The sequence below is a fragment of the Okeania sp. KiyG1 genome (genome assembly GCF_014132355.1).
Taxonomy (GTDB): domain Bacteria; phylum Cyanobacteriota; class Cyanobacteriia; order Cyanobacteriales; family Microcoleaceae; genus Okeania.
The window spans coordinates 22,070-41,688 of record NZ_BLZO01000126.1 but is presented as its reverse complement, the minus strand read 5'-3'; the positions used below and the strand labels follow the sequence as shown (position 1 = coordinate 41,688).

The following is a 19,619-nucleotide window of genomic DNA, read 5'->3' as shown; positions in this document are numbered from 1 at the left end:
TAAATACTTGCTTGATTGATTACTCAATCACAGTAGCTATGATTTTCTGCTAAAATTCTATCTCCTATTTTATACTACTGGCGTGTCAAGCTTGAAATAGTGTTTTAGGAAAATTCTCCAAACCTTAGTCATAACAAGAATTATACTAGAAAATTTAATACATCATTTTCAGCTTGACGCGCTACTACATTTTGTGGTTCTGAATGTGGGATTGATCTACTTTAGCTTTAGAAGTTTAGCTGACTAGATCGATTTTTAAAAAAATTGGCAATAATATACACTAGAATATCTGTTATCTCAATTTCGTAGCTACGCTATTTGGCTTTACTTAATTAACTAATTTTGGTTTTTTTTATTTCTATAGATAAAAACAGCATTGGGTCATCTGCCTAATCAATAACAACTTCAATAGATATCTGAGCTAGGAAGTGGGCGTGACCAGTCGGCAATGCTAGCATAGAAATAGTAATAGATACTGCTAGAAAAACTAAAAGTCTATTTTAAATTATCCATTAATAATACACCTTGGGAAGGTATTATGTCCAAACACAAGTTAGTCAGGAGTATCCAATATTTAATTAAACAGGTAGGGGTACTGGTACCGCTTTTTATTAGGCATACAGACAGATTACTACTAAGAGTGACAAAAATCATCAATCGTCGTATTAGGTTCGCTAACTCTGGATTTGTTTTGCCTACTGTAACAATGGTGATTTTGGTAGTAGTTTTACTTAGTATTGCTATCCTGCTTCGTTCTTTTAACAGGGCAGAAGTTGCCAGAAATGTTAGAGTAGATCAAGCAACTTTGGCAGCAGCAACACCAGCTCTAGATAGGGCTAAAGCTAAAATAGATCGGCTGTTTAATGACAGTGCCTTACCCCGCTCTACTCCTACAGATTATTCTTTATACCAAGTAATTGGTGAAAATGCTGATGGAAGATACAGATTTGGGGACGAAATAGCCCTCAAAATAGCATTTGACTTTATCGACGATAATAGTATTCAAGAAAATGGTTCAGAAGATCCAGATGACCTGAGACTAGAAGATAATGAAGAAACGGAAACTGCCTGGATGTTTCCTGTAGATACAGATAATAATAGAAAATACGATACCTACACTTTATATAGTATTTTATTCCGTAGCCCCAGTCGCAATAATGATGGAGAATTTGACCGTACCAGAAACCCTTTAGAAGCAAGAACGCCACCAATGGCGGCTGTAGAAACAATTTCACCGCAATGTCAAAATGCCTTTGGTACAACTACAGGTATAGTAGGAGATTCAGATTGGTATAAAAATAGTAGTCAATTAAGTAAGAGTTTCTTTGTATACACAACTAATGTACCAATTACACAAGAACAATTAGCTACACTTGATGATAGTAGTTATGAGATAGGGAAAACAGGTTCCTCCGCTCTCGAATACCAGCAAGACCGTCTCCGCATCCCGTTAAATAACAACGCGGTATGGTTTGAAGATGATTTGGAGTTGGGTCGTGTTTCTAACTTTAGACTAAATGGTAGGGTACAAACAAATGGAAACCTGATGACAAGAGCTGGTTTTAATGGTCCAATAACCTTCTACCAAGTAAGTGACCCCCAATCTTGTTATTATGAAGCTGAAAATGCCAAGATTCTTGTGGGTGGTAATGTAGCAAATGGTGATGTAAATCAGTCTAGTGCTCCTAATGGAGAAAATGTTGTAGTCCACAGATACATACAAGGTGCAGCACCTAATACAAATGCAAACGAACAGCAAAATCAAATCGACGAGACGAATATAACAACGAATAAACAAGGTGGCTTAGATGTAGCATACGATATCAATGCTTACAATACAGAAATAGCAAATCTTGTAACAGATGCTTTGGATGACGCACCAGCAGATGCTCCTGGTAAAAATTGTGAAAATTGTGGAAGTTTGCCAGAGGCAGTACAAATAAGTTATAATCAAAGAGCGGGTGAATACGAAGATAATTTAGAACTACTGGAAGATTTACTGGTGGATTACTATCGCTCGATAACCCCAAGAATAACTTTTGGAGGGATTGATACAGTTAATGATTTAGGTGATATTAATACTGATGGGAATATAGCGTATTTACCTACAAGCGATCCAGATTTGGCAAATACAGATCAAGCAGAGTTACTAATAGGCGATCGCATTTCTGTAGGTTATGGTTTGCCAGCTATCAATGAAGAAGAAGCAAATTTTCCAGGTGATTCTATAGAATGGAATCAACCTGGTGTAGCTGACCAGTCAGTTGAAGATAGTCTTAGAAAACGTAAAACCCAAATAGAAGATATACCAGACTTAGGTGACACTGGTCGGGGTCTGTTTTGGGAAAAAGAAGCAGCAAATATACCGGAAGCATTTGAAAACTCAGGAGGGTTGCGAGTAGTTACTGGTGCAGGAATTTATTTGGCTAATGCTCCAAACTCTGATGACTGGCAGAAGGAAAATGTTTGGTCTGATGCTTTGCCAATGGCATTAGAACCTATAGCTGCTGAGGATTCAAATAGTGATGGTATTCGTGATGATATTATATTGTTAGACGCGGATAATGATGGTACATTAGATCCGGAAGCTGCTCAAATTCCTTATCTAAGGATGCGGGCAACAGCAGTGTATCATTATGCAGAAGAAGATACACAAGAAGCTGGCAACCCCGATAATACAGCACAAACTCCTTTTGCTTGTATTAGCAATTACTACGATCCAACAGATGACATCAGTGCTCTTAATCAGGATGGACTACCATGGAATGAGGATGTAGATGGCCGCTCAAATAATGGCATTGTTTATAATTATGTCGCAGTAAGTGAATCTAATGCCAGACTAACAGTTCAGGCAGAATTAAAATACCCTAATGGACGCTATGTAAATCTACCCCTGAAAACAGCTTTAGAGACAGCAGCAGGCGATCGACTACTACAGCATTACTCAGCAATACACGCGGCGCAATGTGCTTTGCATATATTGGACAGCCCAACTGATTATTCAACAGCAATTCCTCATGGAGCAATCAGAGAAGCAACATTCCTAGATGCCAGGGAAGTTAAATCACTTAATCGCCTTAGCACTGATGAAACACTACCTGAATGGCTGGAAATAGCAGAATTAGAAAACTTGCAACCAAATTCAGACAACCCTGCTGATAACCCGACAAGGTATAATTTGCCTTTAGAGCAAAGGCAACCTCTAGAAATTCGAGTCACAGAGATAGACTTGAGTCAACTTCGAGAGTCAGGTGCAACAATAGGTACAGGCGAATATTTACTACCTAATAGTGGAGTAATTTATGCCAGCCGTGATGATGCTTTGCCAGATATTAGTGCTGTGGATAAAGATGGAGATATCAACGACCCCACTGTAGAAGAAGAACTTCTAAGTACATCAGACTTTAAGCTTGACCCATCTCGTCGTCCGAATGGCATTCGCTTAGTCAATGGTACAAACTTATCTCGAACTGATGCTAATGATGGAGATGTGGCGGTAGAAAAGGGTTTGATTTTAGTATCAAACGTGCCTGTTTATATCAAAGCAGCAGCAGAAACAGAAGATGGTATTCCTGGATTTAACCTCCATAAGAAACCAGGTACAGAAACTCCCAGGGAAGAATTTAATAAAACATTAGATGCTGATTGGGGGAACTTTTATACTCGTGGTGATGAAGGCTTTAATACTGGTTTTGCCTGTCGTAGCGGTCAACCAGGATGTGGAGATGGAGGCGACCAGTGGCGTCCGGCAACAGTGATTGCTGATTCGATAACGTTACTTTCTAATGATTGGGAAGATGGTTATCGCAATCAAGGAGATTATGATTTGCGGAATAATCTTGGGAATGATGCAGCAGCAGCTTTCCTGCAAAATGGCTTCCTGTTCAACAACTTTGTTACCACTTCTCAGTGGGCTGATGATGGGAGTGATGGTGGCGTTTGGCCTAATACTGTTGCGGATACTGACCCAGATAAGACTGAGGAACAGAACTATATGAATTCTTATCTAGCTAATGGTATTACTCCGATTCAGCGACGGGTAAATTTTCCAGAATATTTGATGGAAGTGTGTACAAAACTACCTGTTTCTGAATGTACGCCTGATGATTGGAATGTTGATCCAGATTTAAATTTGAAAGCTTCTAACGTCATTACTGCAACATTTGATCCTGCAATACACAGGGCAGGCACAACAGCTCGACCTGCAGATCCAGCCTTTCAAGGTTATGCACGCAGAGTTGCTTTTTTCAGAAATGGTAATCAGCTAGCAGATAATGGTGGAAATGCAATTACTGATATTAGCGATGCTCAAGATTTAGTCCCCATTGGAATTAACGGCGGAATTGGTACAGTAGGAAATATTACAGGAGGAACAATTCAGAGGTTTCCACTCACTGGTTCTCCACCTGCTAGCGTAGCAGGCTCACTTTGGTTTCAGACAACGAGTGATGCAGCTAATCCTACTGAATCATCAAACATAACTTACAATGCCACCAACTCCCTATTCATCAAGCAAATGCCTATTTCTGGTGGAACTTATGCTCCTGAAGGTCAGCCATTGTTAGCTCCTATGCTGCAAATTCATTCAGCTACAGGAACACCAGGTACTGGTAATACACCTTTCGGAGGTACAGGCCAAGATAAACAAACTGCCTTGCAACGACGATGGCTTCAAGTAGCAGACGATGACGGTCCGAATGATTCAACATTTTACAACATAACATTTGTCAGCGGTAACACACCATCAAGACCAAACCCAAGTGAGACAAGTGGTGGTCTGCATAACTTTGTTCGGACTCTAGAAATGTGGGGCGATCCTGACATTGACCAGATTCCACAACGGACAATCAATATTAGGGGTAATTTAATTCAGTCTGGACAAACAAAGTATGCTACAGCACCTATGCAGCCAGCGGACAAGGATCAGAACACAGCAGCAGGTTTATTCTACGAACTTAATGGTAGTGGTAGAGCTGTTTATCGATGGAACAATAACGACAATGGTTTTCCCTACAGAGGTGGTGCATTCTCTCAAAGGTCTCCGTTCTACTGGCCGTCAGCACGTTCTTGGGGTTTTGATGTAGGTCTTTTATCTCAGACTCCTGACTTATTCGCTCAAAGGTTTACAGGAGAACCTGTTGATGATCCTAACGAGTATTTCCGAGAAATTAGTTCAGATGATGATTGGGTGAGAGTTTTGCTCTGTGCAAAGAGACAAGATAATGACCAACCAGCTCTTGCAGGTTATGTACGCCCTGATGAGTGGTGTGCAACAAATTCTTATTCAGCTCCAGAATAGGGGATAACTAATGATTAGACTTCTTGTACAATTTTGGTGCAAGAGGTCTATTAATTAATAAACAGAAAATTGGGAGGTAGAAATTATGAAATTACTGAAAATTTGGGACAAATACCGAAAAGCAAGTGAATCTGGCTACACCATCATGGAAAGTTTAGTTGCGATGGTTGTAGTAGCGGTATTAATGAGTGCTGTGGCACCTGTGATAGCCCTATCTGTGGGGACTCGGGTTCAAGCGCGAAGGTTAGAAATAGCGACACAAGCAGCAAGAAGTTATATAGATGGAGTCAATTCTGGAGTAATTTCTCATCCCAAAACATTTAACATTAGCCCTTCAAGCTTAACTCCTATATCCATTACTGGAGGTCTTAGCTGCTCAAGTGACGGACAATATTGTAGCGATGACCTTGGTAATGGAAATGGCCAGCTTTTTTGTGTTAACGGTGATGAAACTTCAGGTTGTCAAGTAGGAAGTCTTACAGATATGGTACTTCATGTAGGAAGTTTTAACCCAAGTATGTTTACTGTGGGCTCTACCGATCCTAATTACGCAGAAGGCTACCAGTTAGGTATCTGGGTATATAGAGCTGATGCTTTTAAAGAATCGGGGGAACTCAAAAAAGAGCTACCCTCAACTATCGTGACAAATGCTATAGGAAATAGCAAAGCCCCTTTGATATCTATCAATACCGAGGTTACTCCAACAGAAGACTCTTTTAAGAATTTATGCGATCGGATTCCTTCTATTGATGGTGGAGCTAAAACTTGTAACTAACTTAAATAGTTTTCAATATAGTTAATATACGACTGTAGAAAAGGAAGATTTTTAGATGAAATATGTACTAAGGCTACTAATTAAAAGTAAAGCGCTCAATAAGTCTAAGGGTGCTAATGGTTTCACAATGATAGAGCTACTGGTAGGAACAATTATTGCTTTTTTAATAACTATACCTCTGCTCAGTTTTGTAGTTGATATCTTAAATACAGATGTCAAAGAAGAAGCCAAAGCAAATACAGAGCAAGAAGTTCAAACAGCACTTGATTATATTGAGCAAGACCTCAGTCAAGCATTATATATTTATGATAACGATGGAGTAGTGACTGCAGATATTGGGAATGAAGTAGCTTTTCCCAATAGAACTCCTATTTTAGTCTTTTGGAAACGACAGTTTGTTCCTGGTGTAATTCCTGTTCCTGGTGATGATACTGAGCTTCCTGATGATACTCATGTTTACTCCTTGATAGCTTATTACCTCAGTACAAATAACCCCAATGGTATCTGGTCTAATCAGGTAAGAATTGAAAGGTTTGAACTTAGGGATGCGGTAGTGAATCTTTGGCTAGATAATGATGACCCCAACTATACTATTGAAGCTGCATATCCAGGTTTTAATGATATACCAATTGGTGGTACTGGCACTCTTGAAGAACAGATGAATAGCTGGGAAAACAGTGGCGACTTTGGCGGTCGCAATCCAGAAGTTTTAATTGATTACGTTGACCAGGGTACAGCTACAGGTACTGTTGATTGCACAAATGTTTCCCCTGATGCACAGTTAATAGGAACTGCCAATAGTGGTTTCTACGCCTGTGTAGACTCATCAAGAACTTTAGCAAAAGTATTTATTCGAGGTAATGGTTTAGCCAGAATTCAAAATAATACCCCTACTTGTACTGCCAATTCGGCTTATTGTCCCACTGGAAGTATTACAGTCCAAGGGCGTAGCTTGTTTGGCGGTCAATAAATTTAAAACTAAATACGAATATAGTAAAAATAGGAAAATTATATGGAATTTACAATATTAAAATTATTATGTACCTATTCCAAGCAACTATCAACTAAACGTACTAGCTCTAATGCAGGATTTAGTTTAATAGAGTTAATAGTAGTAGTTCTAATAATCGGAATTTTATCGGCGATCGCCGCCCCTTCCTGGGATGCTTTTGTCACAAGACAGCGTACTCGTACTGTTAATAGTCAAGTATTGCAAGCTTTACAGAAAGCACAAAGTGAGGCTAAGTTGAAAAAGGAATATGTAATTGTTACATTCACTCCTACTGGAGACCCACCTACAGTCATACCAGAAGTACAAATAGAAAACTTACCTCAAGAAGAATTAAATGTTAATGGAGAAATAAAAGCAGGAATGATTAAACTTGTCACCAGTGATACTACCAACTCAGTTAGATTTAACTATCTAGGCGCAGTACACCTAGATGAAGTAGATAGTACACAAACTCTACCCTTTGCAGTCACAGTTTCCACACCAGATGATGGACTCAAACGATGCGTAATTGTACAAACCCTTTTAGGTGGAATGAGAACAGCAGAAGGAGCTGATTGCCCATAAACTAATTCTAGCCTGATGCATTACCATAAAATAACTGCCCTGTCAAACTAACTCCAGGTTAACGACAGGGCATATTTTTTGTGCTAAAAAATATCACTAGACATCTCCAGAAAAGAGGGAATAGGGAATAGGGAAGAACAATTGATAATTTCTGGATAATAATTGATTGTCTTTTTGATTTTTGGAGATGTCTTACTCTATTTGACCCTATAATACCAATTTGAAAAAAGAATGCTACAAAAAGGTAGGTGTTGACCGGATATGCTGAAAAATAGCTATTCCAATTCATTTTAGATTATTATTTCTATCGTTTTCCCATTTTTTTAAATATTCATTTCTTCTTCCTTCTTCCCTGTTCCTTCTTTCATACGGACGTTGTATGCAACGTCCCTACCATTTGTAACAAACATTTACCAAATTTGTATAACGGTTTTCACTCATGTAGACTAAAAGATTTCTGCCATCTGCTTTTAAGCTAAAATTTATGTATTCTATGTTAATGAAAACTGCTATAAAACACGAAATTAGGGTTTAAATGAACGTAAAAGTATCAAATAAAGTATCAAAGTCCGTAAAATCAACTATTATTAAAATTACTGCAAAAAAATTATCAGAAAAATTACTTAAACAAAAAGAAGCAGGATATAGCCTCACAGAATTAACATTAATTGTTTTGGTTGTGGGTATTCTGGCAGCGATCGCTACTCCTGGATGGCTAGCTTTCACCAACAACTATCGTCTCCGTACCTCAACTGACAGAATATATCAAGCGATGTTTACAGCTCGTCGCAACGCTATGCGGGATAAAACAGCTTGGCAAGCAAGTTTCCAAGAAACCACCAATATTTTTGGTCAACCCGTCATTAGATATGCGCTACATAAACCAGCGATCGCTCCCAAAGACTTACCAACCTCAAGTTGGAAATATCTAGAACCTGGTATTGAGATAGACGACAACGGGACAAATGACAAAGGCAACTATGAAACTACTCTCCGGATAGTTAAACCCGATACCAATACAGTTACTAAAAACAAAACAGACCCCATCTATCGTGCCCTTTTTAACTATAAAGGTTGCCCAGTTTACAACCCAACTAATCAATGTACCCAAACTAGCTTGCAAGCAAAAGGGCGTATTGCTATAAAGCACCAGAACCAAGACAAACCCAAAAGATGCGTGATTATTTCCACTCTGCTTGGAGCTATGCGAACAGGACAAGATCATGAAAAGGCCGAGAAAAGTACGGGGAAATATTGCTATTAAAATGGTAGGTTGGGTTGAGAAAATCAACGTTAGCGCAGCTTACCCGACGGATAAATTGTTGGGTTTCACTACCGTTCTACCCAACCTACATTACCAAAGGATTAAGAGGCTATCTGATAAGTCCCATTTGCTACATCACACGCCTCCTAAATCCCCTAATTTTGGGGGACTTTTACCAGCTAATGATTCTTGTTCCCCCCAGTTATTAAAATTTGTAGGTTGGGTTGAGAGAAGCGAAACCCAACATTAATTAGGGCTTTATGTAATTAATTTTGCATAGGCACTTAATTGTTAATTATTAATTATTGAATAACACTTTCTTCCAATTCCAACACCTGCCAAACTTCTTCCATCAACTCTTTCAAACCAATACCAGCAACAGCAGAAATCAGGAAAAGTTTTCCCTCATTAATCTCCCTAAACCTACTAATCAACTCTTGAATTTCTGAACTTTCTAAATCTACAGCATCAACCTTATTCAAAGCTAAAATTTGCTTTTTATCTTCCAAGTTTCGCCCATAAACTTTCAACTCATTTTGAATAGTCTGATAATTCTCCACCGGATTAATATCTGTAATATCGACCAAATGCAATAATAATTTAGTCCGTTCAATATGCCTTAAAAATTCATGCCCCAAACCCAAACCAGCAGAAGCACCCTCTATTAATCCTGGAATATCAGCAAAAACAGTACCATCTCCCGTAGGTTTTCTGACAACTCCTAAATTTGGAACTAAAGTAGTAAAAGGATAATCAGCAATTTTCGGACGAGCAGCAGAAAGAGCAGCAATTAAAGTAGATTTTCCCGCATTTGGTAACCCAATAATTCCCACTTCAGCTAACAGTTTCAACTCCAATCTTAACATTCGAGTCTCACCCTCCAACCCAGGCAAAGCATATTCAGGAGCGCGGTTACTATTACTGAGAAAATGTTTATTTCCTAACCCACCTTTGCCACCTTTTGCAACACAAAAACTTTGTCCCGGTGTAACTAAATCTCCCAATAATTCCTCAGTTTCCGCATCATAAATCATCGTACCAGGGGGCACTTCAATTAAGCGATCGCTCCCTGAAGCGCCAGTCATATTTTTTGGACCGCCACGCTTACCATTTTCTGCTTTAAAAATACGTTGAAATCTAAAATCGAGCAAAGTTTGAAGATTTTCAACTGCCACTAAAATCACGGAGCCACCACGGCCACCATTTCCACCAGATGGGCCTCCGGCAGGCACATATTTTTCTCGGCGAAAGGCAACCATACCGTCGCCACCTTTACCAGCTTCTACTTGAATTTCTGCTTGGTCAATAAATTGCATATTTATCCGAAATGCTGCTCTTTTTTAGTTGAATAAAAAGTCATGTGTAGGGGCGAACAACTCCCAATGATTACATCCTATCGCAATTTTTTTGGAGATGCAACACAAAATTCCACCAATTTTTTTGAGCTTCACACAATGAGTTTTTTTGATTTGTCGGTTGAGTGATCGTTTCATATATACTCATTCCAGTCAAGATTGAGACAAGGGTTTCTTGTCTTGAAAGAGTTTCAGCTAAAAAAGTTTTCCAGTCTTATTCAGAATGACTATATATCTATTTAGTGCTATGCTGCTCTTTTTTAGTTGAATAAAAAGTCATGCGTAGGGGCGAACAACTCCTAATGCTTATATTGTATCGCAATTTTTTTGGAGATGCAACACAATATATCACCGTTTTTTTTTTAGCTTCACACAATGAGATTTGACTGAGCTGGTTTGTCAGTTTAGCGATCGCTTCTGTATATCTATTAATCATTATCTCTATTAATCATTTATCGCAAATGCTGTTTTTGCGTTGAATAAAAAGTCATGCGTAGGGGCGAACAACCCCTAATGCTTATATTGTATCGCAATTTTTTTGGGGTTGCAACACAATATATCACCGATTTTTTTTTAGCTTCACACAATGAGATTTAACTAAGCTGGTTTGTCAGTTTAGCGATCGCTTCTCTATATCTATTAATCATTTATCGCAAATACTGTTTTTGCGTTGAATAAAAAGTCATGCGTAGGGGCGAACAACTCCTAATGATTATATTGTATCGCAATTTTTTTGGAGATGCAACACAATATATCACCGATTTTTTTTGAGCTTCACACAATGAGATTTAACTGAGCTGGTTTGTCAGTTTAGCGATCGCTTCTGTATATCTATTAATCATTTATCGCAAATACTGTTCTTGCGTTGAATAAAAAGTCATGCGTAGGGGCGAACAACCCCTAATGCTTATATTGTATCGCAATTTTTTTGGGTTGCAACACAATATATCACCGATTTTTTTTGAGCTTCATACAATGAGATTTAACTGAGCTGGTTTGTCAGTTGAGCGATCGCTTCATATATAATCATTGAGCGCAAATGCTGTCTTTGTATTGAATAAAAAGTCATGCTTAGGAGCGAACAACCCCTAACGCTTATATTGTATCCCACATTCCGCACAACAAAATGTAGCAACCGAAGAAGGAGTCAGAACTCAGGAGTCAGGAGACAGAATTTGGGAGAAAACCATAGGTGCTGTAATTGAGTAACAAATCAAGCAAGTATTTATGCGTAAACTTTTTACTCGGAATTTGATCGACGAAAATGAGATGATTTGCATAGTATAAATACCTACCAAGCTACGAATTTATATACTACTTTTAATATTACGCTCTTGAAGTGCGGAATGTAGGTTGTATCACCATTTTTTTGGGGTTGCAAGACAATATACCACTGTTTTTTTTTAGCTTCACACAATGAGAATTGGGGAAACCCTGATTTTTTGATTTCTCAAAAGCCAAGGTTTACGATAACTAAGAACAGAATAAGACTAATAATCATCTGAGTTTCTTGTGCAGGAAGTAGAATTTTTCAGCAATATCCATTCTTTTTTGCCAAATTTTTAAATCTTTAAAAATCATTAGTAGCCGACATTTTCAAAAGTCATTAATATGTGACATTCTAACTTAACTTCTAATCCTCAACTCTTCCCTACTCCCTACTCCCTACTCCCTAACAATATTTAGAAATATCCTCCTGACATTCATCTGCCAAATAAGATAAAGCACGGAAACGTATACCAACCAATTGGTCGTACAGTGGGTTAAGTTTGCACATAGCTGGAATGTGAGCTACCTTCTTACCAAAAATCACAATATCTCGCTCAAATGGACATTGAGGGGGAATCATCTTACATACCATGTGAGCCACTTTTGGGTCATGGATATCCCATCCATCCAACCAGTCTTTAATGGGAGCAAGTACAGTTTGATGATGTTCGGGGTCGTGGGGAATAATGAAAGTACCAGTATGTTCAGTTTCTTCAATCCAACTGTCTAAGTCATCTTCTCTTGCTTGTTCCTTAGCTTTTTCCAAATTTTTTCTCAGTGCATCTAAAGCTTTAACCTTTAGTCCTAAAGCATCACAATATCTATGAAGTATGTCATCTTCAGTAATAGAATAAATTCCATCTGCCAAAGCTACCATCACAGCAGTTCTCATAAAATTTTCTGCTATGGTAGGATTTTCTCCAAGTACCCTAGCTAAATCATCTGGATTAATAGGTTGTAATTCTGATATTTCAATTTTAGAAGCAAACTCTTCGTGACTAAAATGGTCAAATAAATCTTTCTCTGTAGCATCTAATTCTCCATCAGCATAAGCAACGGTCATTAGTCCTCTTAACCAGGTAGTAGTTTGTTCTTTGTTTAGAGAAGATTTTACGATGTTAGTCATGGCTTAACCTGTGATTAATAACTATAATAAATACTGTTTTTTGCCTGACTCCTAAAACCAATCACAAATTAAGTTGGTATGGGAGTTATTAATTATATTTTACTTCACTCTCTCCAGCCTAAAATCCTGATGTTTCCGATTTATGTTAATTTTATTTATGAGGTTTTTAGTAGTTATGGCTACATCATTTTATGCAAAATAATGATTCTGGTCTTTAACTATTATCCAAATGTAAAAATTAAATCTTCGTTCCTTGTTCCCTACAAATAAATCATCTAATACCATTTTCAAAAAATATTGCTACATTGGCGATTCAAGGTGTTAGGTGGTAGGTGGTAGGTATAAGAAATAAAAAGTGAAGATTTTTCAATTCCGTTAAGCATCTATATTTTACTGTAACAATCTTTCTTGAATTTGGTATAACTTATTTCCTATAAACTTATCCAACTTTGCCATAATTCAGAATTATTGAAGGAACCAGAGTTGATTAGTTCTAAAATATGCTCTGTCATTTTCGTGCCAATATTATCTATAGGAAGGAAGATCGTTTCCTAATAAAGCAAAACTAATAAATAATACCTGCCACAGGAATAGTCCACCAACTTAATTTAGCAAAAAATTTAACAGGAATAGTAAAGCAATAGATTAGTAATAAATGCTTTAAGTGAATAGAATAAGCTTTTGGAATAGGGGTTGTGGCAATCCTTTGACAACCTCCAAATTACTCGCATAAAGAAGTATAGAGATTAACAATTAAATGAATACAAGTGCGGGCATCTTGCCCGCGATTAATTTATACCATTAAAGTGGAATCTGCTGTATAAGTTAGTATTAAAATTAGTTATTAATTTTTATTCATTCAGAAGTTATTTGTATTTTTTAGTTGAGGACAATTATTCATAGAACTTACACAAAATTAATTAAACATTTTCCATCATTCAAACCTTTTTGCTGCAAAATTTACTGATAACTGATAACTGATAACTGATAACTGATAACTGATAACTGATAACTGAAATTACCCATTACCAATTACAATTATTGTATTCTGCATTAATCCATCACAAAAGTTCCTTGTTTACCAATAAACAACTAAATCAATATAGCCACCTTACTGCTAAAGAACGTAAATTTATTTCATTTCCAGCTCAATTATTGCTAGATAAAAATCTGCTAGTTGGTAAAATTCTCGACTTTGGCTGTGGGTTGGGAAACGATGTTAAACTACTACTACAAAAAAACTTTTCAGTCACTGGTTATGACCCTTATTATTTTCCAAAATATCCCCAAGCAAAATTTGATACTATTCTCTGTTTTTATGTTTTAAATGTTTTATTTGAACAAGTACAAACTCAGGTTTTGATGGAAGTTTCACAATTATTAAAACCTGGAGGTAAAGCTTATTATGCTGTTAGAAGAGGTTTGAAACGTGAGGGTTTTCGAGAACATTATATACACAAAAAACCAACTTATCAGTGTTTAGTTAACTTACCTTTTAAATCTATCCACACAGATGAGTTGTGTGAAATATATGAATATATTCATTATAATCAGCAAAAAAATTCGACAAACAATTGCTTATTTTGTAACCCGCGTAAAAATTTACAATTAATTACAGAGTCAGCAAAAATTTATGCAATACTTGATGGCTATCCAGTTACAAAAGGGCATACTTTAGTTATACCAAAGCGTCATCTAGCAAATTATTTTGAGTTACCTGTAGATGAACAATTAGAATGTTGGTTAATGGTAAATCAAGTGCAGAAACTTTTACAGGAAAAGTATAATCCGGATGGGTTTAATGTAGGGATAAATGTTAATCGTGCCGGAGGACAAAAAATGATGCACACAAATATTCATGTCATTCCTCGGTATCAGGAAGATAGCTTAGGAGTCAAGGGAGGAATGAGATTTGTTGTGCCAAAGAATTCAAGAATTTAGAATTTAGAATGCGCGAATTTAGAATTACCTCTCCTTTAAAATGAAGAGGATTGACTCATTAGTCGGTACTCCGCGCTCCGGAACAACTTTGTTACAACAAGTATTAAATACTAATTCCCAGGTAGCGATCGCTCCTGAAACTAATTTTATGAAAAAATTTTGGCCAAAAACAAGATTATATAAAAACTTATAGTGAATTTCATCTCACTTAGGTAAACTACTAGCGAGCAAGATACTCGCACTACTGAAGTTTGAATATTAATACTTGTACCTCACATACAAAGCCAGATTTTTTCTTCTTCCTTCTTTCCTCTTTCTTCTGCGATACAAATTATTCTCAGTCAAATATCAGTCAAATTAGAGAATAAACTACTCTTAGTATTAGTACGAGTAAAAGAATTCCAGGTTCCCAAATCTTTGCCAGAATATCCACATAACATAGCTCTAGTAGAGTCACTTAATCCCTGCACCAAAGTAAAATCAACTCCAGCAATACTAGGAATATTATCTAAACTCGCCCCTGTTAAATCAGCAGCTCGTAAATCAGCTCCCTCTAACTCTACCCCATTGAGTCGAGCATCACGCAAATTAGCACCTACTAAAAAAACTCCCTTCATATTAGAACCACTGAGAGCTGCACCTTGCAAGTTAGCACCTGTCAAGTCAGTGCCACTCAGATAAGAACCCCGAAGATTTGCCCCTTGAAGGTCAGCTCCTCGGAGGTAAGCTGTATTTAAGAAAGCTCCACTTAAATCAGCTCCTGGTCCAACTGCTCCTGATTTTTTATAAGCAAATCCTTCGGGCCAAATTGTTTCGCTATTATAGTAAGCTACTTGTAATTTAGCTCCTGCCAAATTAGCATTAGTCAAATTAGCCCTTTGTAGTTCAGCTCTATTAAGATAGGCATCAGTTAAATCTGCTCCACTCAAATTTGCTCCCTGAAGATTTGCTCCTCGTAGATCGGTGCCTTTGAGATTTGCTCCACTTAAGTTTGCTTCACTCAAGTTAGCTCCAATTAAGATTGTATTATTTAGATTGGCCTGTTGTAAATTGCTTTGACTCAGATTGACTTGATATAGTTCAATTTGACTGATATCTATATTTTGTAGGTTACTACCTGTCAGATTTTTGTTTTGCTGATAAGCTTGAATAATTTCTGTGGCTGATTGAAACTGCATTTTGTTTGAAGGGAGTTCGCTATTAAAGTATATATTTGAGCTATTCTATCAAAAAATCTTTAAAGAGGACTCCCGTTATAATCTTTGATTTGATGTCGGGAGTGTGAAAATTTTATCAAAATAATTGGGTCGCGCAACCCCGCCTTTTAAGGCGAAATATTTTGGAGGCTTGCTCAAATGCCCTACTTCCCCTCCTGGGAGGAGGGGCGAGGGGTGGGTTAACTTCTGTATGGGCGAACGGCCGTTTGCTTCGCATAACTATCGTTAACGCCCCTACTGACTTCTGACTTCTGACTTTGTTAAGACTCTCAATATAATTTTTATTGATTTTTCTTAAGTGACAAACTCCCACACTAAGCTAAAGCTATAGTGTGGGCTTCTCGTTTCGCAGTCCCGGTATCCCGTCGGACAAGCGCGTGCTTTAAGGACGGGATGCCCCGCCGCCCTTTGGCCAATCAAAAAGCTGATCACCTAGGGCCGCCATCAGATTTGACATTCCCAACGGATTACTAGGATGGATGGGATATCACCCCATATCTTATTTGATCTTATTTGATTTTCATGGTTGATCGCTGGCGGTTGTTAACTCAAACCAACTTGAGTCTATCATAACATAAAATTTGTAAATTCATGGGACATCTCCTCCCATGAATTTACCGTCGATTCATCTCACACCAAATTTTCAATTATGGTGTGAGATGAATCGACGCTCTAGCTAAAAATCTTTTAGATGTTAACAAAACTTTAGGGGCAAAAAAAATGAAATTCACACCACCAATGACAATGATGGATTTTTTTCTTAAAAGTGAGGGAATATGGTTTTCTCAACGTACTGTCCATCATTTTGATTCTGTTCAAGATGAGTCAGGGAAATCTAATTTGATCGTCAAAGTTTTAACAAAAGATGACCCTAAAGTTTTGGAAGTTTGCCAACAACAAAATGTCAATCCAGCTTTAGCAACAGGTGGTGCAAGTTTTAACTGGCAAGATAATTTAGATGATGATGAACCTAATCCAAATTATGCTGCTATTTTAGTAGATATTCCTGATTCAGAAATAGGCTTAACTGGAAAATTTTTGCGTAATCGTGGCTATGTTGAAGGTATTCCTGTAGTGGGTAGATATCATTTTGCCACAGATGGAGTCTTGACAATTGACACAGAATATGAAAGAAACCAAGGACAAGAACGTTGTTGGTTTCTGACAGATGATTTTCGAGTCAGAGTTAGTACAGTGCGAATGATGAATGGTGTTAATTTGATGGCCTATTGTTCCGAACGTCGTTGTATTACTCGCAAACAATTAGAAGCAATGATTGAGAAGAATATGGCTGGAATTGACATCTCCAGGGGTTGAAACACCCTGGATTCTGTGGTTAGTCCACCCCCATTTGGGACGGGGCGAATAAATGTGCGGAAGTAAATTCCGCACGCAGCCCCTCATAAATCCACATTTGCTTAAAGCCTGAAGGCCAGACTCCTAAACTCCTCGGCATAGACGGAAATCTAGCTGTGAGTTTACTTTTTTTTTGTTAGCTTTCACGAGTGGTTTTACTCGCACTGGTTGGAGCAATCTTCTCGCTGCTCTAGCTGCCTACTTGCTTTTCGGTGCCGAATGCGGAGCTAACAGCCGTCGTAGGAAGTTAATTCCCCGTCTCCTGTCCACCGGAATTTCACCGCAAAGCACGGTCATGTCATGGCGACAAACCTTGTTCCTTATTCATCTAGTATAGCAGACTTTTAATTCCCTTTATTACCCGCGTGTCGTTATTCAACCAGCCGTTAAAACGGGCGCTGCGTACTTCCTCCGGACGCTTTTTAGATTTCAGTTAATATGCTGAAATAATCCAATCTATTGAATTAATATCGATCGTCATGGTATTATGAAGATAGTAAGGTTAAGATTGTGTCAACAGTATAATCTTAACCTCACTAAAATGACTAAATCAAACTATATCAAGTTATCAGTGTTTGGCAGACCCTGGTAACTATTTTTTTTCTTGCTTGCGCTTAATCATGGACAAACCCAAGCCACCAAGGGCAAGAATACCTAACAAAGACAAGTTTCCTTCCTACAAGCTAATTCATTCTCAGGTATGCCAAGATTGCATAAAACGGGTAAAACTTGCCTTTGATAGATGGTTTAAGGTAGACAAAAATGGACATAAATATTGTTTAATTATTAATTATTCGGTAAGACCGGAAGGGAATAAATCCCGGAAGGCGGGTGCTAAGAAACAGAAAGCCCCGATGAGTGATGTTAAGGAATCCCGCGCTGTGTCGTAGAGCAGCGTCGGGAGGATGTCAATCGAGAAGTTTAAGTTAATAGGTTTAAATAATCCAGCTGGAGAGTACAAAGTTATGCCAAAAAACTATTTGCTTAAAAGGCTGAAAGTATTACTGGAAAACGCTTACAGTACTTACAGCTTTGAATTATGAGTTTTTAACTCTTAGATCGCTGAAAGCCTTAGCTAGCAATAGTTATTCCAAGAACTTTGCACTGTTAAGTTTTAGACGGCATTTTCCTCGACATTTATGGACAACTGTGGACAAAATGTATAGGTATAACCGTCTTTTTTATGTACAACTTTTAATTTACTTACATGAACACTTTTTGCTTTGTGTCCTGGCACTGTGAAATTAAAACTATTTGATTTTGACCGAGGATTAACTCTACCTACTTCCCCTGTTTCAATATTCAACGCTAAATCTCCACTATTCCAACCTTTTATCGGTTTTAGTGGGTTGTCTAGTAATCCAGACCTATTCAATTAATATTGATCGTCGTGGTATGATTAAAATAGTAAGGTTAAGATTGTGTTAACATTATAATCTTAACCCCACTAAAATGACTAAATCAAACTATATCAAGTTATCAGTGTTTGGCAGACCCTGGTAACTATTTTGTTTCTTGCTTGCGCTTAACCATGGACAAACCCAAGCCACCAAAGGCAAGAACACCCAACATCGAAGCAGGTTCAGGTGTTTTGACTATTTCACCTTCAGCAGCATAGGTTCCTCCATCAGGACCCTCAAGATCTCCAAATGCAAGTACACTGTCCTGTGATTTGATCGTCAGGGCTGGTTTGTCTTCAGATTCAGGTATGTCGAACCACCAGTCTCCTTGAGTGAGAGCTACTTCAACAGCACCACTGTCTAGCTCTTCACCTAAGAACATCGCTCCTGCTTTCATGGTAGCCATTACATCACCATCGCTAACGACACCGTTCTCATCAGTATCAAAGGTGAATTTCAGATCCTTTGTAAGTTCAAACATTCCCGCACGATCAACACCAGGACCTGGGTTAATAGTAACCATAGAATCCAGTTCAAAAGTTCCCATGGCAGAATCAGACGGTATTATATCATACAATCCAGGAGTATCGAAGAAGGGTGCAAAGTGATTGGTAGCGATAAAAACAGCTGCTTGTTCTCCCAAAGATAGGGGACTGAAGGTAACATCAAAACTATTACCCATACCAGCATCAAAAACATCTTTCATTTCCTGATTGAAGTTAGTTGCTCCATTACTCCATTCTAGGGTAGATACTTCACCTGGAGTAGCTTGAACAGGAGCAGTAGAAATGCCAGTTATAGCGATCGCGCCGATAGCTGCTACTCCAACAGGAGCTAGCTTTTGTAAGAAGTTCGGTAAATTCATCGTTGAATCCTTAGATATAGATACTTTTCAAGACAACGGTAATAAGGGAGATCTGATTCATCACCCATTTATAGTGAGCGATTTTGCTTGTTTAAAATATTTTAAATAAGCTTTAGCTCTTAAGCAAAACTAAAAATTGCTAAATCAAAATATATCAAGTTATCAGTGTTTGGCAG

14 protein-coding genes and 1 pseudogene are annotated in these 19,619 nt (G+C 37.8%); 8 read left to right on the top strand and 7 right to left on the bottom strand.

What is annotated here, in order from left to right:
- Positions 1-538 precede the first annotated feature (538 nt).
- From hpsA to SAGCYANO_RS30375, 5 genes are all read left to right on the top strand, one after another.
- Positions 539-5,299, top strand: coding sequence for a hormogonium polysaccharide biosynthesis protein HpsA (hpsA, locus tag SAGCYANO_RS30395; RefSeq protein WP_202223474.1), 4,761 nt, complete (start codon positions 539-541; stop codon positions 5,297-5,299).
- Positions 5,300-5,384: 85 nt separating this feature from the next.
- Entirely contained in the window at positions 5,385-6,074 is a 690-nt protein-coding gene (gene hpsB / locus SAGCYANO_RS30390; RefSeq protein WP_202223473.1) for a hormogonium polysaccharide secretion pseudopilin HpsB, read from the top strand.
- A gap of 55 nt (positions 6,075-6,129) precedes the next feature.
- Positions 6,130-7,044, top strand: coding sequence for a hormogonium polysaccharide secretion pseudopilin HpsC (gene hpsC / locus SAGCYANO_RS30385; protein ID WP_202223472.1), 915 nt, complete (start codon positions 6,130-6,132; stop codon positions 7,042-7,044).
- A 42-nt stretch (positions 7,045-7,086) separates the two neighbouring features.
- Positions 7,087-7,650, top strand: a complete 564-nt coding sequence (locus tag SAGCYANO_RS48850; RefSeq protein WP_202223471.1) for a Tfp pilus assembly protein FimT/FimU — start codon at positions 7,087-7,089, stop codon at positions 7,648-7,650.
- A gap of 535 nt (positions 7,651-8,185) precedes the next feature.
- On the top strand, positions 8,186-8,914 hold the full coding sequence (locus SAGCYANO_RS30375) for a Tfp pilus assembly protein FimT/FimU (protein WP_202223470.1): 729 nt from the start codon (positions 8,186-8,188) through the stop codon (positions 8,912-8,914).
- 302 nt (positions 8,915-9,216) lie between these two features.
- Here SAGCYANO_RS30375 and obgE read toward each other — a convergent pair whose 3' ends face one another.
- From obgE to SAGCYANO_RS50805, 3 genes and pseudogenes are all read right to left on the bottom strand, one after another.
- Positions 9,217-10,230, bottom strand: coding sequence for a GTPase ObgE (gene obgE, locus SAGCYANO_RS30370; protein ID WP_202223469.1), 1,014 nt, complete (start codon positions 10,228-10,230; stop codon positions 9,217-9,219).
- A gap of 1,711 nt (positions 10,231-11,941) precedes the next feature.
- Positions 11,942-12,664 (bottom strand): Mo-dependent nitrogenase C-terminal domain-containing protein, encoded by a 723-nt coding sequence (locus tag SAGCYANO_RS30365; protein WP_202223468.1) that lies wholly within the window; start codon positions 12,662-12,664, stop codon positions 11,942-11,944.
- A gap of 565 nt (positions 12,665-13,229) precedes the next feature.
- Positions 13,230-13,370: pseudogene (locus SAGCYANO_RS50805) on the bottom strand (bestrophin family ion channel); the annotation flags it as partial.
- A 368-nt stretch (positions 13,371-13,738) separates the two neighbouring features.
- On the opposite strand from SAGCYANO_RS50805, the gene SAGCYANO_RS30355 reads away from it, so the two are divergent.
- The gene (locus SAGCYANO_RS30355) at positions 13,739-14,605 is read left to right on the top strand and encodes an HIT family protein (protein WP_202223496.1); all 867 of its coding nucleotides are present in this window, start codon (positions 13,739-13,741) and stop codon (positions 14,603-14,605) included.
- Positions 14,606-14,645: 40 nt separating this feature from the next.
- Positions 14,646-14,798: a sulfotransferase gene (locus SAGCYANO_RS30350; RefSeq protein WP_202223467.1), complete on the top strand. Its 153-nt coding sequence runs from the start codon at positions 14,646-14,648 to the stop codon at positions 14,796-14,798.
- 148 nt (positions 14,799-14,946) lie between these two features.
- Here the strand turns inward: SAGCYANO_RS30350 and SAGCYANO_RS30345 are convergent, their stop codons facing one another.
- Entirely contained in the window at positions 14,947-15,783 is an 837-nt protein-coding gene (locus SAGCYANO_RS30345) for a pentapeptide repeat-containing protein (RefSeq protein ID WP_202223466.1), read from the bottom strand.
- 759 nt (positions 15,784-16,542) lie between these two features.
- Here SAGCYANO_RS30345 and SAGCYANO_RS30340 point away from each other — a divergent pair.
- On the top strand, positions 16,543-17,139 hold the full coding sequence (locus SAGCYANO_RS30340) for a phycobiliprotein lyase (RefSeq protein ID WP_202223465.1): 597 nt from the start codon (positions 16,543-16,545) through the stop codon (positions 17,137-17,139).
- Between the two features lie 631 nt (positions 17,140-17,770).
- Here the strand turns inward: SAGCYANO_RS30340 and SAGCYANO_RS50800 are convergent.
- The 3 genes from SAGCYANO_RS50800 to SAGCYANO_RS30325 form a co-directional block, all read right to left on the bottom strand.
- Entirely contained in the window at positions 17,771-17,839 is a 69-nt protein-coding gene (locus tag SAGCYANO_RS50800) for a hypothetical protein (protein WP_375340021.1), read from the bottom strand.
- Between the two features lie 453 nt (positions 17,840-18,292).
- Complete coding sequence (locus tag SAGCYANO_RS30330) at positions 18,293-18,553, bottom strand: hypothetical protein (RefSeq protein WP_202223463.1); 261 nt, start codon at positions 18,551-18,553, stop codon at positions 18,293-18,295.
- A gap of 128 nt (positions 18,554-18,681) precedes the next feature.
- On the bottom strand, positions 18,682-19,443 hold the full coding sequence (locus tag SAGCYANO_RS30325; RefSeq protein WP_202223462.1) for a hypothetical protein: 762 nt from the start codon (positions 19,441-19,443) through the stop codon (positions 18,682-18,684).
- Positions 19,444-19,619: the final 176 nt, after the last annotated feature.

Coding starts and splice junctions, on each gene's coding strand:
- hpsA (WP_202223474.1), top strand. CDS start 539: ATGTCCAAACACAAGTTAGTCAGGAGTATCCAATATTTAATTAAACAG.
- hpsB (WP_202223473.1), top strand. CDS start 5,385: ATGAAATTACTGAAAATTTGGGACAAATACCGAAAAGCAAGTGAATCT.
- hpsC (WP_202223472.1), top strand. CDS start 6,130: ATGAAATATGTACTAAGGCTACTAATTAAAAGTAAAGCGCTCAATAAG.
- SAGCYANO_RS48850 (WP_202223471.1), top strand. CDS start 7,087: ATGGAATTTACAATATTAAAATTATTATGTACCTATTCCAAGCAACTA.
- SAGCYANO_RS30375 (WP_202223470.1), top strand. CDS start 8,186: ATGAACGTAAAAGTATCAAATAAAGTATCAAAGTCCGTAAAATCAACT.
- obgE (WP_202223469.1), bottom strand. CDS start 10,230: ATGCAATTTATTGACCAAGCAGAAATTCAAGTAGAAGCTGGTAAAGGT.
- SAGCYANO_RS30365 (WP_202223468.1), bottom strand. CDS start 12,664: ATGACTAACATCGTAAAATCTTCTCTAAACAAAGAACAAACTACTACC.
- SAGCYANO_RS30350 (WP_202223467.1), top strand. CDS start 14,646: ATGAAGAGGATTGACTCATTAGTCGGTACTCCGCGCTCCGGAACAACT.
- SAGCYANO_RS30345 (WP_202223466.1), bottom strand. CDS start 15,783: ATGCAGTTTCAATCAGCCACAGAAATTATTCAAGCTTATCAGCAAAAC.
- SAGCYANO_RS30340 (WP_202223465.1), top strand. CDS start 16,543: ATGAAATTCACACCACCAATGACAATGATGGATTTTTTTCTTAAAAGT.
- SAGCYANO_RS30325 (WP_202223462.1), bottom strand. CDS start 19,443: ATGAATTTACCGAACTTCTTACAAAAGCTAGCTCCTGTTGGAGTAGCA.